This window comes from Mesorhizobium sp. WSM4806 (assembly GCF_055811635.1).
This window is the reverse complement of the sequence record NZ_JBVVQZ010000023.1, coordinates 126,246-139,621: the sequence shown is the minus strand read 5'-3', so window position 1 is coordinate 139,621 and position 13,376 is coordinate 126,246. Positions and strand designations below refer to the sequence as shown.

10 protein-coding genes and 3 pseudogenes are annotated in these 13,376 nt (G+C 62.5%); 10 read left to right on the top strand and 3 right to left on the bottom strand.

Going from position 1 to position 13,376, the window contains the following annotated elements; translation table 11 throughout:
• From tdh to AC0L2M_RS29360, 7 genes and pseudogenes are all read left to right on the top strand, one after another.
• Window positions 1–189, top strand: a pseudogene (tdh, locus tag AC0L2M_RS29390) (L-threonine 3-dehydrogenase); the annotation flags it as partial.
• 210 nt (window positions 190–399) lie between these two features.
• Window positions 400–1,707 (top strand): NAD(P)/FAD-dependent oxidoreductase, encoded by a 1,308-nt coding sequence (locus AC0L2M_RS29385; RefSeq protein ID WP_473536587.1) that lies wholly within the window; start codon window positions 400–402, stop codon window positions 1,705–1,707.
• Between the two features lie 301 nt (window positions 1,708–2,008).
• Window positions 2,009–2,827, top strand: coding sequence for a GNAT family N-acetyltransferase (locus AC0L2M_RS29380; protein WP_473536586.1), 819 nt, complete (start codon window positions 2,009–2,011; stop codon window positions 2,825–2,827).
• Between the two features lie 19 nt (window positions 2,828–2,846).
• On the top strand, window positions 2,847–4,016 hold the full coding sequence (locus AC0L2M_RS29375) for an alanine racemase (RefSeq protein ID WP_473536584.1): 1,170 nt from the start codon (window positions 2,847–2,849) through the stop codon (window positions 4,014–4,016).
• Between the two features lie 61 nt (window positions 4,017–4,077).
• Window positions 4,078–5,352: pseudogene (locus AC0L2M_RS29370) on the top strand (NAD(P)/FAD-dependent oxidoreductase).
• Window positions 5,349–6,803 carry an aldehyde dehydrogenase family protein gene (locus AC0L2M_RS29365; RefSeq protein WP_473536583.1) on the top strand — a complete coding sequence of 485 codons (1,455 nt, stop codon included), beginning with the start codon at window positions 5,349–5,351 and terminating at the stop codon, window positions 6,801–6,803. The pseudogene AC0L2M_RS29370 and the gene AC0L2M_RS29365 overlap by 4 nt, the downstream one beginning before the upstream one ends.
• A gap of 177 nt (window positions 6,804–6,980) precedes the next feature.
• Window positions 6,981–7,194 (top strand): annotated as a pseudogene (locus AC0L2M_RS29360) (ISAzo13 family transposase); the annotation flags it as partial.
• 108 nt (window positions 7,195–7,302) lie between these two features.
• On the opposite strand, the gene AC0L2M_RS29355 reads toward AC0L2M_RS29360, so the two are convergent.
• Genes AC0L2M_RS29355 through AC0L2M_RS29345 form a run of 3 tightly spaced genes read right to left on the bottom strand, consistent with a single transcriptional unit; the run spans window position 7,303 to window position 10,166 of the window.
• Window positions 7,303–8,001 (bottom strand): 4-hydroxythreonine-4-phosphate dehydrogenase, encoded by a 699-nt coding sequence (locus AC0L2M_RS29355; RefSeq protein ID WP_473536582.1) that lies wholly within the window; start codon window positions 7,999–8,001, stop codon window positions 7,303–7,305.
• Complete coding sequence (pdxA, locus tag AC0L2M_RS29350; RefSeq protein WP_473536581.1) at window positions 7,998–9,011, bottom strand: 4-hydroxythreonine-4-phosphate dehydrogenase PdxA; 1,014 nt, start codon at window positions 9,009–9,011, stop codon at window positions 7,998–8,000. Before pdxA ends, AC0L2M_RS29355 begins: the two co-directional genes overlap by 4 nt.
• Window positions 9,012–9,014: 3 nt before the next feature.
• Window positions 9,015–10,166, bottom strand: a complete 1,152-nt coding sequence (locus AC0L2M_RS29345) for a four-carbon acid sugar kinase family protein (RefSeq protein ID WP_473536580.1) — start codon at window positions 10,164–10,166, stop codon at window positions 9,015–9,017.
• A 75-nt stretch (window positions 10,167–10,241) separates the two neighbouring features.
• Here AC0L2M_RS29345 and AC0L2M_RS29340 point away from each other — a divergent pair, with 75 nt between their 5' ends.
• The 3 genes from AC0L2M_RS29340 (at window position 10,242) to AC0L2M_RS29330 (ending at window position 13,298) form a co-directional block, all read left to right on the top strand.
• Window positions 10,242–11,138 (top strand): LysR family transcriptional regulator, encoded by an 897-nt coding sequence (locus AC0L2M_RS29340; RefSeq protein ID WP_473536578.1) that lies wholly within the window; start codon window positions 10,242–10,244, stop codon window positions 11,136–11,138.
• Window positions 11,139–11,329: 191 nt separating this feature from the next.
• The gene (locus AC0L2M_RS29335; protein ID WP_473536577.1) at window positions 11,330–11,998 is read left to right on the top strand and encodes a haloacid dehalogenase type II; all 669 of its coding nucleotides are present in this window, start codon (window positions 11,330–11,332) and stop codon (window positions 11,996–11,998) included.
• A 130-nt stretch (window positions 11,999–12,128) separates the two neighbouring features.
• Window positions 12,129–13,298: a phosphotransferase enzyme family protein gene (locus tag AC0L2M_RS29330; protein ID WP_473536576.1), complete on the top strand. Its 1,170-nt coding sequence runs from the start codon at window positions 12,129–12,131 to the stop codon at window positions 13,296–13,298.
• Window positions 13,299–13,376 lie beyond the last annotated feature (78 nt).

The window sequence follows — 13,376 nt, the reverse complement described above, 5'->3', positions numbered from 1 at the left end:
AAGATGCTGCATCTCAAGGGCATCTATGGCCGCGAAATGTTCGAGACCTGGTACAAGATGATCGCGCTGGTGCAGGGTCCGCTCGATGTCGGCGGCCTGATCACCCACCGCATCGGCGTGGACGACTATATTTCCGGCTTCGAGGCGATGAAGAGCGGCAATTCCGGCAAGGTTGTCATGGATTGGTGAGGGCGGCCTTGGGGCTGGACTACAGGGCTCGCCATTCGCGGCGTGAACGCCCGGGAATAGCGCGATTTTTGAGTTCGTGAGGGCGATGATGACGCTTCTTTATCATTCAGGGCTATCGAATCCAGGACTTGATTGCCATCCGGCGCACCAGCCGTTGACAGGCGGTTGGTCATGTCGAGAAGCATTCCGCTACGGACCGGGCAAGCACGAATGAAGACCCAAATTGTCGTCGTTGGCGGTGGGGCTGGAGGTCTTGGACTCGTGCGCCGGCTCGGAGCACGTCTCGGCCGCAAGGATTTCGATATCATTCTTGTCGAGCGGAACCACACCCATGTCTGGAAGCCGCTGCTCCATGAGGTTGCGGCCGGATCACTCGACGCAAATCTTGACGAAGTGGGCTACCGCGGCCACGGGCACCGTTGGGGCTACCGCTTCTTCTACGGGTCGCTGGAGGCCATCGATCGCACCGCGCGGCAGGTCACAGTGGCGCCGATATTCGACGATGACGGGTCGGAACTGGTCGGTCGACATCGGCTCCGATACGACTACCTCGTTATCGCAATCGGGTCGGTTTCAAACGACTTCGGCACTCCCGGAGTCAAGGATCATTGCCTTTTCCTCGAAGACCGTCACCAAGCGGATCGCTTTCGATTGAAGTTGTTGAATCATTGTCTTCGAGTTTCCAGGACAATGTCAGCTGATTCAACCGACGACGCCTTTGTTGATATAGCTATCGTAGGTGGCGGCGCGACAGGCGTCGAACTCGCTGCTGAACTCTACAATGCTGCATCATCTCTCAGACATTATGGCCTGGAAGTCTTCGACGAGACCCGGCTGAGGGTCACTTTGATAGAGGCCGGGCCGCGGATTCTTCCGGCTCTCCCAGAAGCTTTAGCAAAGGCCGCGCATCAGGAACTTGAGGCCCTCGGCGTCCGGGTGCTCGCAAACACGGCTGTATCCGAAGCAACGGAACAGGGACTGCGGTGTGCTACCGGGGAGCAGATACACGCCAATATTTGCGTCTGGGCTGCAGGAGTGCAGGGGGCAAATATTCTGGGAGAGCTCGACGGACTTGAGGTGGCGCGCAGCAGGCAACTTGTCGTCCTTCCCACCCTCCAAACGAGCCGGGACGAGCGCATCTTCGCTATCGGCGATTGCTGCTTTTTCAAGCCGGAAGGGGCGGGCGGCCCGGTGCCGCCACGCGCTCAGGCCGCCCACCAGATGGCATCGACCGCTTATCGCAACATTCTTCACTTGATTGCCTGGGAAACGCCGGAAGCATTTGTCTATCGGGACAAGGGCTCGCTCGTGTCGTTGAGCCGGTTTTCCACCGTCGGCAGCTTGATGGGAAATCTCGTCGGAGGGCGGATGGCGATCGAAGGGCGGCTGGCCAGGATGATCTACGTGTCTTTGTACCGCATGCACCTGGTGGCCATACATGGCTGGATCAAGGGCCTGGCTCTTATCCTGGTCGGCCATGTCAACCGGGTTGTCCGTCCGCGTCTCAAATTGCATTGAGGTTGGTCAGGCGAGTGGCAGGCTGCGACCGAAAGATGCCGCTGAGGTCTGCATTGCACCTCGCCTGACGACGCCCGAGTGGTCTTGCCGCGTTCCTCGCCCGATTTGCGCCATATGGCATGCCGACGGACGGCTCAAAACGAATGATCCCGCTGAATTGAAGGGGCATAACAGCAGCGAAATCTGCCCGCCGGTCGCCACTCTAAGGTCCGACTACAAATGTGACTTTGGATCAAGCGACAGCGTTGCACCTATGGCCGTTGATCATGACAGGGATAGCGTCAGCGCCCCGACCGAGCTGATGAAATTCGAGACCCGCCATGTGCCGGGCGCGCTGAAGGTGTCGCAGGAGATGGGCTGGCCTTATCGCCAGGAGGACTGGGAATTTGCCGTGAAGGTCGGCAATGGCCTGGTCCTCGAGCGGGCAGGACAGGTGATCGGCACTGCCATGTCCTGGAATTACGGACAGGCCTATGCGACTGCCGGGATGATCATAGTCACTGGCTCCGCGCAAGGCGGCGGCAACGGCTCCCGGCTTTTTGACGGGTTGCTTCAGGAAACGGACGGGCGCAACGTGCTGCTCAATTCGACGGAAGAGGGGCTCGCGCTCTACAAACGACGCGGCTTCAATGCCTGGGGCACGGTGATTCAGCACCAGGGCCCGCTGACCGTTGCCGTGACGCAGGGTGCGCGCGACGACATCCGTCAGGCGACGGTCTCCGACCTCGCGGCGATCCAGGCTTTTGACGAGCGGGCGACAGGCATGCCCCGGCCGTCGATGATGGCTGCGCTCGCTGATGCTGGCAATGTTTCGGTCATCGAACGCGCGGGGCGTATTGCAGGCTACGCCATCGCCAGGCGGTTCGGCCGCGGCTACGTGGTCGGCCCTGTTGCAGCCGAAAGCGCCCAGGACGCGCGGCTCCTGATCCTGGCGCAGCTTGCGACGCTTCACGGCCAATTCGTGCGCATCGACGTCTATGCCGAACACGTATTGGGCGACTGGCTGGAGAGCCTGGGCCTCGCGCGTGTCGGGGATGTGATCGCGATGGTCAAGGGGCGACGGCCGGTCTGCGACGGGACGGCCCGCATGTATGCCTTGGCAAATCAGTCGTTCGGTTAAGGAATGAGGTAGGGTAGCGATGGATACGAATGTAAATATCCGTGAGGCGGCACAAACGATCGATGCCCTCATCACCCCGTCGCTGCTTCTGGACCGGGGGCGGATCGAGCGCAACATCCAGCGTCTGGCCGAGCATGCCAGAGAGCTTGGCGTAGTGCTGCGCCCGCATATGAAGACGGCCAAAAGCATCGACGTCGCCCGACATGTGTTCCCCGGCGAACCCGGCCCGATCACCGTCTCGACCATCGCCGAGGCGGAGTATTTCGCCGGCCACGGCTTTCGCGACATCACCTATGCAGTCGGCATGTCGCCGGCGTCGGCCGTCCGCGCCATGGAACTTTGTCGCCGCACCGGCGCTGATGTGAAACTGCTGCTCGATTCCGTGGAGCAGGCCGACGCCCTGGCCGGTGTACGCGAAGCCACCGGTATGATGCCGTCCGTCTTCATCGAACTGGACTGCGACGACCATCGCGGCGGATTGAAGCCGGACGATCCCAAGCTGCTCGAGGTGGCCGACAGGATCGTCGCAGCTGGCGCCAACCTGGTCGGCGTCCTCGCCCATGCCGGCGAGTCCTATGGCTTGAACACTCCTGATGCACTGGTCAAGGCAGCCGAGGACGAGCGTTCGGCCACCGTGGGCGCCGCCGAAACTTTGCGCGCCAACGGCCATGCCTGCCCGATCGTCAGCCTCGGCTCGACGCCGACGGCGCACTTCGCCGAGAACCTCGAAGGCGTCACGGAGCTGCGCGCCGGGGTCTACATGTTCTTCGATCTCGTCCAGCACGGGGTAGGGGTCTGCCGTCTCGACGATATCGCGATTTCCGTGTTGGCCACGGTGATCGGGTCCAAGCCGGAAAAAGGATGGGTGCTGGTCGACGCGGGCTGGATGGCGCTTTCGCGCGACCGCGGAACCGCAAACCAGCAGGTCGACCAGGGTTACGGTGTCGTCTGCGATGAAAAGGGGCGGGTGCTTGAAGATGTGATCGTGGCGCAGGCCAGCCAGGAACACGGTATCCTCGCCATTCGTGCCGGTTCTGGAAAGTCCATGCCCGATTTGCCGCTCGGGGCTCGGGTCCGGATTCTGCCCAACCATGCCTGCGCGATGGCCGCCCAGCACCACTTCTACAGCGTCGTCAACGGGGACAGTCCCCGGATCGAAGCCCGTTGGGAGCGGATCCGCGGATGGTAGGGGCTGCAATCGCAACGCTTTGCATGGCGCCCGTGCAAACTGACGCACTGGTGGTGCAATCATGAAGTTTACATCTTATTGGCTGGATACCTCTCAGCCGTTCAATGAGGGCGCGTCCAAACCGCTCGAAGGCCACTACGATGTGGCGGTTGTGGGCGGCGGCCTGACCGGATCCTCCGCGGCGCTTGCCCTCGCCAAAAAGGGCGCCCGGGTTGCACTGTTGGAGGCCGAAACGATCGGCAACGCCGCTTCCGGCCGCAATGGCGGGATGTGCAACAACGGTTTTGCCCAGAACTATGCAATCATGGCCGGCAAGCACGGCAAGCCGGCCGCAAACGCCCTCTACAAGGCTTTCGACGCCGGCGTCGATATGGTCGAGCGGTTGGTGCAGGAAGAAAAGATCGACTGCAGCTTCTCCCGGGTCGGCAAGCTCAAGCTTGCCGCCAAGCCTGAGCACTACGACATGCTGGCGCGCAGCCAGGAACTCTTGGCGGCAAATGTCGATCCCGGGACGAGGATGATCGCGCGCGCCGACCTGCGAACTGAAGTCGGCACCAGCCGCTACCATGGCGGGCTGCTGTTTCCCAAGAGCGCCAGCATGCATGTCGGCCGTTTCGTCCGGGGCCTGGCGACCGCCGCCGCACGGCGGGGCGCAGAGGTCTATGAAAACGCCCCCGTCATGGCTCTGCGCAAGGTCGCCGACGGGCATGAGGTCGAGACCCCGCGAGGCAAGATCGTCGCGCGTCAGGTCCTGCTGGCGAGCGGCATTTCCCAGGTCGGTCCGCTCGGATGGATCCGCCGCCGCATCGTGCCGGTCGGCGCCTTCCTGGTCGTGACGGAACCGCTGTCGCCTTCGCAACTCGAGCGCCTCATGCCGACCCGACGCAATGTCGTCGACACGCGCAATCTCGTCGTCTACTGGCGGCTGACGCCGGACAATCGCATGCTGTTCGGCGGGCGGGCCCGGTTTGCAGTATCCAACCCGCAGTCCGACGAGAAGAGCGGCCGGATCCTGAAAGCGGCGATGGTCGAGGTCTATCCGGAACTGGCCGACATCCGCATCGATTACTGCTGGGGCGGCATGGTCGACATGACCCGCGACCGCCTGCCGCGCGCCGGGGAGCGCAACGGAATCTACTACTCCATGGGCTATAGCGGCCACGGCACCCATATGTCGACGCTGATGGGCAGCATCATGGCCGATGTCATGGACGGGCGCCCCGACCTGAACCCCTGGAAGGATTTCGACTGACCGGCGATCCCTGGATACTTTGGGCGTCCCTGGTTCCTGCCGATCCTCGGCGCCTATTACCGCATGAAGGACCTTGTCACATGATTTCGCCCCTCGAACACCTGTCCCGCAACGGCCGCCTCGACAAGTTCTTCATCGACGGTCAATGGGTCGAGCCGAGAGGCACCGCCCAGAGCGTCGTCGTGAATCCCGCCACCGAAGAGATCGTGGCCCGGTTTCCGCTCGGAACCAGCGCTGACGTCGACGCGGCCGTTGCAGCGGCCCGCCGGGCGTTCGCCACCTGGAGCCGTACCAGGCCGGAATACCGCGCGGGTCTGCTTGATCGCCTGCAGGCGCTGCTCGAAGCGCGCAATGAACTGCTTGCGCAATGCTTGAGCCTCGAAATGGGCGCGGCGATCGGATATGCGCGCACCGCGCAGGTGCCGCTCGCGATCGCCCATGTGCAAGTCGCTCGCGATGTCCTGAAAACCTTCCCCTTCGTCGTGCAGCGCGGCCACACCGCCGTCACCCACGAACCGATCGGTGTCTGCGCCCTGATCACGCCCTGGAACTGGCCGCTCTACCAGATCACCGCCAAGGTTGCGCCGGCGCTCGCCGCAGGCTGCACGGTCGTGCTGAAGCCAAGCGAACTCTCTCCTTTGGACGCCCTGCTGTTCGCCGAGGCGATTGAGGAAGCCGGCTTCCCTGCCGGTGTCTTCAACCTCGTCAATGGTGACGGCCCAGGCGTGGGCATGGGTCTCGCCTCCCACACGGATGTCGACATGATCTCCATCACCGGCTCCACCCGTGCCGGCATCGCGGTGGCCCAGGCCGCCGCGCCGACGGTCAAGCGCGTCGGACAGGAGCTCGGCGGCAAGTCGCCGAATGTGATTCTGCCCGACGCCGACCTCGATCGTGCCGTTTCGCTGGGCATAGCCGCCGCCTTCCGCAATCTCGGCCAGTCATGCAGCGCGCCGACGCGTATGATCGTGCCGCGCGAGCGGCTGTCCGAGATCGAGGCGGTCGCCAAGAGGGCCGCAGCCCAGATCATCGTCGGCGATCCGCTTTCAGAAGCCACCACTCATGGTGCAATCGCCAACCGTTCCCAGTTCGACCGCATCCAAACCATGATCGGCATCGGCATTTCGGAGGGCGCCAGGCTCCTCACCGGCGGGTCGGGTCGCGCGAACGATCTGAGCGTCGGGTTCTATGTCAAGCCGACCATCTTTTCCGACGTGCGCACAGGCATGCGCATTGCCCAGGAAGAGGTTTTTGGGCCAGTTCTGTGCATCATCCCCTACGACACAGTCGAGGAGGCCGTCACTATCGCCAACGATACGGTCTACGGCCTGGGCGCCCATGTGCAGGGCGCGGATATGGGCGCCGTCAGGGACGTCGCCTCGCGGATCCGCGCCGGTCAGGTTCATCTCAACTACCCGGCCTGGGATCCGCACGCCCCGTTTGGCGGTTTCAAGCAGTCCGGAAACGGACGCGAATATGGCATCGAAGGCATGTCGGAGTATCTCGAGGTCAAATCCATCCTCGGCTATTTCTAGGCGACATTTTTGCAGGGCGCAGAGGGCGCAGCTGCCGTCTACGCCTGTAGGCTGAGCGGATCGCTAATCAGTTAGAACATGTCGATTGATGACTGAATCGGATTTGGTGACGTCTGCGTCGGTTTGACTCATCAGGTTGCGATTCTATTCGGTCGCTTTGTGGGTTACCGATCGGGCATGATCGACCGACGCGGAATCGAGCAGCGGTGGAGGCGGACCGCTCGAAGCGGACGAGCGTGGCCGCCGGGTATTCGCTGCGAGTGAGGCTCGTGCTGCGGGTTGTGGGCTTGCGGTGGTGTCTGAGATCACCGGTCTGGCCCGTTCGACGATCGGGCGTGGCATCAAAGACCTCGATGTTGCGACGGCGCGCGGGCAGGTGCGTCGACAGGGCGTTTGTCTATGCGATCGAATGGAGTGGCAGAGAACTCTGGTCTGGAGCTTCCTCGATTGTTCGAAGCTCCGCCGTGCTGGGTTCAATTTGTGACTATTTTGACCAGGACTAACCTCCCACGCTCTCTTGATGTCCTTCGAGGCACGCCGAAATCGCCCGCAGCTGGAATTCCAGTGCGGGACCCTCCGCCGGGAACCGGCCGTCCATCGCGGAGGTGCCGACGGTAAATCCCGCTGCGCCACTGTTGCGAATGGTGTTGATCTGATCCGGCCGGTCCACCGATCCCGCGACGATAACGGGCTTGGGCACGGCCCGGCACACAGCGTCGATCAGAGACGGCGCATTGCCTGCCGAACGGTAGGCGAGAAGGTCGAGATCGGCGACACCGGGATGGCTGGCGAGCGCGACGGCGCTTTTGACGATCTCGGCCTGCGATCCTTCCAAAATGCTCGGGTGGCCGACGATGCGACCTGGAAACGGATAGTAGCGGATGGGCGTCCCTTCCAGCAGCGGCAGCACGTCGTCGGCATGGGTGCCACCGAGAAGATAGTCGACGCCGAGGTCGATCGCCGCCTTGACCGAGCGGATCTCGCTGTCGCGGTCGAGCGATACGACTTCGAGATAGGTGCTGGCTCCGCCCTCGCGGATCTGGCGGGCGAGGGCGGCGAGCGCGGCGAGCGGCAGGCCGATGTCCTTGAAGCCGATGTGGCGGATTCCGGCCCCGAGCGCCGTTTCGGCGTGGACGGCGGCGTCGGTCACGGTGCGGTCGTTGCGTGTCAGCATGAAGATGAAGTCGAATTGGGTCATGGGGTGTCGGCTTTCTGGTTCGGGAGGGAAGCCTTCAGCCGAAGGGCGTAGTCGAAGGCGGTCTCCAGGCTGGAGGGGTCGGCAACGCCGGACCCCGCGATGTCGAAGGCGGTGCCGTGATCGGGGCTGGTGCGCACGAATGGCAGGCCCAGCGTGACGTTCACGCCATGGTCGAGGCCCATATATTTGACCGGGATGAGACCCTGGTCGTGATACTGGGCGACCACGATGTCGAACCGGCCCTTGCGGGCCTGCATGAACACGGTGTCGCCTGGCCATGGGCCGGAGGCGTCGATGCCTTCGGCACGGGCCGCCTCGATCGCCGGCCGGATGATGCGGATTTCCTCGTCTCCGAAGAGACCGCCTTCGCCGGCATGCGGATTGAGGCCGGCTACGGCGACGCGCGGATGGGAGATGCCGAGCGCCTTCGCACCGGCATCGGCCAACCGGATGGCATCCATCTGCGCCGCGAAATCGCCTTTGCGGATCGCCTCGGACAGCGAACAATGGATGGTGACGAGGACCGTGCGAATGTCCTCGTTCGCCAGCATCATGGCGACCTTGGGAGCCCCGCCATGATCGGCCAGGATTTCGGTGTGGCCGGGATAGTGCAAACCGGCTGATGCGAGGGCCTCCTTGTGAATCGGCGCCGTTACGATGCCGCCCACCCAACCGTCCCGCGCCAGTCCGATCGCGACAACGATGGCGTCGAACGCCGCGCGTCCACTGACGGCCGAAACCTGCCTGACCGGTGGCAGGGCGGAAAGCTGCGAGGAGCAAAGCACGTTGAGGGTTCCGTCATCGAGCACGGTCTCATCGACGGAGGCGATCGGCCGGATCCGCACATCAGAATTGAGTGCGCAAAGGGCGTGGGTCATCACCAGCGGATCACCGACGACGATCCAGTGTCGCTTGTCCGGTCGACGGAGATACATTTTTGCGATGATCTCGGGGCCGATGCCGGAGGGATCACCCATGGTCACGGCGAGAGGAGCGTCATGGGCGGTCATCGATCAGAGCCTTTCGTGAAAGCGGTTTGCCAGCAGGTCGCGGGCGGCATCAAGGAGTGCAGAGGGTGAGCCGAAGCCTCCCGCCTTCATGGCGATGGTGAGCGGCTCTCCATCCGCCCGTTCGGCGCGGCCAACCGGAAAGCCGGGCTCCAACTCGCGGGTGAGAAGGAACCGGTTGATGCCGAGGCGGTCGAGGATCGCCGCCATCGTCTCGCCGCCGGTGGCGATCACCGCGTCATAGTCGCGCCGGGCGACCGCTGCGGCTGCTTGTCCGGCGAGGTTCGTCATCACCGCGCTGGCATTCTCCTGCCGTTGCAGCGGTGCCCGAAGACAAATCACACGGGCGTCGCCGGGAGCGTCGGCAAGGTCGCCGACGACGGGAACGCCTCGTACACACAAGGTCTCGCATTGGACGCGCGTCACCGGATTGGCGCTTCCTGCGACGATCACCACCCGCCTGGCGGTTTGGTCGGTTACCGGGCGTCCATCCGGCACGGCAGGGACCAGCAATGCCAGCGCGATGGCGAGACCAGGAGAGCCCACCCAAAGAACAGTCTCAGGATCGGGGATGCTGGCGACCTGTCGGTTCAGTATGTCCTGGCTGTCGGCGTCGAGGATCAGAATGGACGCGTTCGTCGCCGCATCGCCGGAATTTTCTGGGGCGATAACGATCGGTCTTCCCAGGGACGGGTCGACCAGATCGGCAATGTCCGAGGTGCCTGCGGGATGGACTGGATCACGGCCGTAGACGCTTTGACTCACGGGAATGCCGTTCACCGTCTGGATCCCGCCGACGGTGAGCCGCCCCGCTGCTGGAAAGGCTGGAGCGATGACAAGCCTGCTCCGGCCGCTGGCGCGAAAGGCGGCGGCGACTTCCACGCGGATATGGCCGCGTAGGGTCGAATCGATCGTTTTGAACAGAAGGCGGGCATGCGAGAGGGCCGACACGGCGTCGGCGATAGCCCTTGTCGCCTGCCAGATGTCGGAGGCGCGGCTGTTGGTATCGATAGAAGTGATAGCTCCATTCTCCGCGCCGTCGACCTGTCGCTTGATCACAGGTGCATAGCCTCTCGCGAGAAAGGCCGCCGCGCCGTCGGTAGCGCTGGTCAGGTCGTCGGCGATTATCCCGACCAGGAGAGATGTGTTCCGTTTCATGTCGGTGATAATAGCAGAACGATCGGCAACGATTATCCATATGATCTGACGATTAGCAGTGATAAATAATCACCAATGAAACGATCTGAAGTACCTTCTTTGGACGATCTGCGTGCCTTCCAAACAGTGGCGCGTCTGGGATCTGTTCGTGCTGCGGCCGCCGAACTCGCTCTGACGCATGGTGCAGTCAGCCGCCGCGTCTCCAAACTTTCCGCCGATCTTGGTCTGCGTTTGCTCGAAGCGGACGGGCGAGGGGTGCGTCTGACCTTCGATGGCGCGAAGCTGGCAGAGGCAACCGGCAAGGCGTTCCATTTAATCACTGATGCCTTGGCAGAAATCAGAACCAGCTCGACGCCGATTCCGATCATCCTGTCCTGCGAGCGCTCGCTGGCGATGCGCTGGCTGATCCCGCGTCTGTCTGGGTTTCAGGATCGATATCCGGATGTCGAGGTGCATCTGTCGACCGGCGGCGGAGGGCTCGACTTCGCGCGTGACCGGGTGACGCTTGCGATCCGCCGACTCGATTTTCTGGTCGACCCGGAATGGACCATCATCAGGCTGATGCCCGAGCGCGTCGGTCCGGTCATGCTGCCATCCCTGCGCAAACGGTTCGAGAGTGGCGACTATGTGGCGCTCGGATCACGGACGCGACCGGATGCCTGGGAAGCGTGGCTCGACGCGCACATGGATGCGCCGCGTCCTCGAACGACCCGATTGCTGGATCACCATTTCCTGATGACAGAAGCGGCCCTGGGTGGTCTTGGCGTTGCTCTTGCCCCCCAGGCGATTGCCACGGATGACGTCGCGAATGGGCGATTGGAAGCACCACTCGGCTTTGATCGCGACGGGACGGACTACGGCCTGATCCATCCGAAGTCGATCATTGTTTCAACCGGCCTCTCCGCATTGCGCGATTGGCTGACCGCAGAGTCCGAGAGATCGTTCAAGCGGCAGGTGCTTGAGAACAGCTAAACCAGGAAAATAGGTCGCCTTTGCGCACGTATCGGCTCAGGCGGGGCGAAAGAGACAGCACTGCCAAAGGGCGTGCTGGTTTGGCGGTCGACCTGAGGGCCTTCTGCTGAATGACCACGCATTGCGGCACATTCTGCCAAACGCCTGCGATTATGCTCGGGCAATAGGGCAGATTGACAGGAACCAGGGACATGGATCGCTTCCGGCCGAAATACGTGACTTTTGATTGCCACGGCACGCTCATCAATTTCCAGATGGCGGACGCCGCCAGGGATTTGTTCGGTCATCTTCTGGATGGGCCGCGCATGGACGAATTCATCAAAAACTTCCAGGGCTACCGCCTCGACGAGGTGCTGCAGGACTGGAAGCCTTATGCAGATGTCGTTCACAACGCACTGGAACGCACCTGCCGCCGCAACAGCGTCGCATTCCGTGCCGAAGACGCCGAAACGATCTACAACCGCATCCCCACCTGGGGGCCGCATCCGGACGTGCCCGAGGGATTGGCCAAACTGGCCAAGGAAATTCCGTTGGTCACCCTGACGAACTCCATGGTGGCCCAGATTCCGTCGAACGTGGCAAAGCTCGGTGCGCCGTTTCATGCCATCTTGACCGCTGAAGAGGCGGGTGCCTACAAGCCGCACTTCAAGGCGTTCGAGTACATGTTCGACACGCTGGGTTGCGGCCCGGAGGACATCACGCATGTGTCCTCGTCTTTCCGCCACGACCTGATGTCCGCCTATGATCTGGGGATCAAGAGCAAGGTCTGGGTCAACCGCGGCCACGAGCCGGCCAATCCCTTTTACGAGTATACGGAAATCCGTGACGTGACGCAGCTACCGGGCGTTTTCGGACTCTGAGGGCGAGGATAGGCCGGAGACCCGCAGAGCACTGCGCCCATTTTGCGAGGGCGGCCAGCGGCGCCGTCTGAAATACCGCGAGAAATAGACCTGCGGGGCGTCATCGCTGGAGCGCTCCATCTGTCGAAGCATGAAGAACAACCGTCTCAACAGGCGAGGATCTTTCGAATTGGGTGCTTATGGTGATCTGGTCCCCGATGAAGAAGCTGGTCAGCTCAATGGCTCTATGACGGCAGGATGCGACCATCTGCCTAACGCGGCAGCTTCAACCGAAGCCTATTTTCGCGCTGCCGCTGCAAGCCTGGCGATGCGGCCGGGCGCTTCCGAACCGGACATGTCGGCGGCACTACTGAAGCGCCACTACGGATTGACGGGATCGATCGCGACATTGTCCTCCGAGGTTGAGCGCACCGTTGAGGTCAACCTGCCGGACGGCCGCCGGTTGATCCTGAAGACGTCGGCAACAGCGGAGGCGGTCGACAGCTTTCGTTTTCAAACCGCCGCCATGGCCGGATTGCAAGGGTTCACGGGCTTCGTTGCACCCGAAGTGCTCCGCACGACCAGCGGCGCATTGATGTTTGAGCAAGAGGGGACATGCGGGTACTTGCAGACCCGGATCGAGGGCATTCCGCTGCACCAGGCGACACCAACTCCCGACCTGCTTTTTCGAACCGGCAGTGCTCTCGCCCGGCTAGACCTGGCTCTTGAGCTGGTCAGTGTGCCGGCGGCTCGCCGTCCCGTTCTTTGGCATGTCGGTTGCTGGTCGAGGTTGATGGAACTGGAGCATTACCTGCCATCCGGGAGCATTGCCAATAGCGTACGCGTCGCGATGGCGGAGTATGCGGAGTTCGTTGAGCCGCAACTCTCTGATGTGGCGTGGCAGGTAACGCATAATGATCCCAGCCCATTCAACATGATGGTGACCGGCCAGGGAATGGGTTTCATCGATTTCGGCGACGGCTGCTGGAGCCCCAGGATCCAGGACCTGGCGATCGCAGCAAGTCACGTCGTAGGGGATTCGACACTTCCTTTGGGTGGAGCCGAGCATCTGATTGCCGGCTATGCCTCTGTCATTGCACTTTCGGCACTGGAAGCAAAACTGCTCGTCGGACTGATGCGGGCGCGACAAAGCGCATTGATCCTGGTCAACTACTGGCGGTCCCACCTTTTTCCGGCCGATGCCCAGTACATCAAAAAGAATGTCGCGCGTGCCGAGCACGGACTGTCCATCCTGGCGCCTCTTGGTGTCGCATCGGGCGAGGCGGCCGTCCTGGCGGCAATGTCGTCGTTTCAGCCCTAACGCATTTCGGTTTGCCTCGACCGGCACGCTAACCCAAAGACGAACCGCGAAATGATCAAGGTAACTCTTTCAGATAGG

What these genes read in the sequence shown, in the direction of transcription:
- AC0L2M_RS29385 (WP_473536587.1), top strand. Translation starts at nt 400, where the DNA reads ATGAAGACCCAAATTGTCGTCGTTGGCGGTGGGGCTGGAGGTCTTGGA.
- AC0L2M_RS29380 (WP_473536586.1), top strand. Translation starts at nt 2,009, where the DNA reads ATGAAATTCGAGACCCGCCATGTGCCGGGCGCGCTGAAGGTGTCGCAG.
- AC0L2M_RS29375 (WP_473536584.1), top strand. Translation starts at nt 2,847, where the DNA reads ATGGATACGAATGTAAATATCCGTGAGGCGGCACAAACGATCGATGCC.
- AC0L2M_RS29365 (WP_473536583.1), top strand. Translation starts at nt 5,349, where the DNA reads ATGATTTCGCCCCTCGAACACCTGTCCCGCAACGGCCGCCTCGACAAG.
- AC0L2M_RS29355 (WP_473536582.1), bottom strand. Translation starts at nt 8,001, where the DNA reads ATGACCCAATTCGACTTCATCTTCATGCTGACACGCAACGACCGCACC.
- pdxA (WP_473536581.1), bottom strand. Translation starts at nt 9,011, where the DNA reads ATGACCGCCCATGACGCTCCTCTCGCCGTGACCATGGGTGATCCCTCC.
- AC0L2M_RS29345 (WP_473536580.1), bottom strand. Translation starts at nt 10,166, where the DNA reads ATGAAACGGAACACATCTCTCCTGGTCGGGATAATCGCCGACGACCTG.
- AC0L2M_RS29340 (WP_473536578.1), top strand. Translation starts at nt 10,242, where the DNA reads ATGAAACGATCTGAAGTACCTTCTTTGGACGATCTGCGTGCCTTCCAA.
- AC0L2M_RS29335 (WP_473536577.1), top strand. Translation starts at nt 11,330, where the DNA reads ATGGATCGCTTCCGGCCGAAATACGTGACTTTTGATTGCCACGGCACG.
- AC0L2M_RS29330 (WP_473536576.1), top strand. Translation starts at nt 12,129, where the DNA reads ATGAAGAACAACCGTCTCAACAGGCGAGGATCTTTCGAATTGGGTGCT.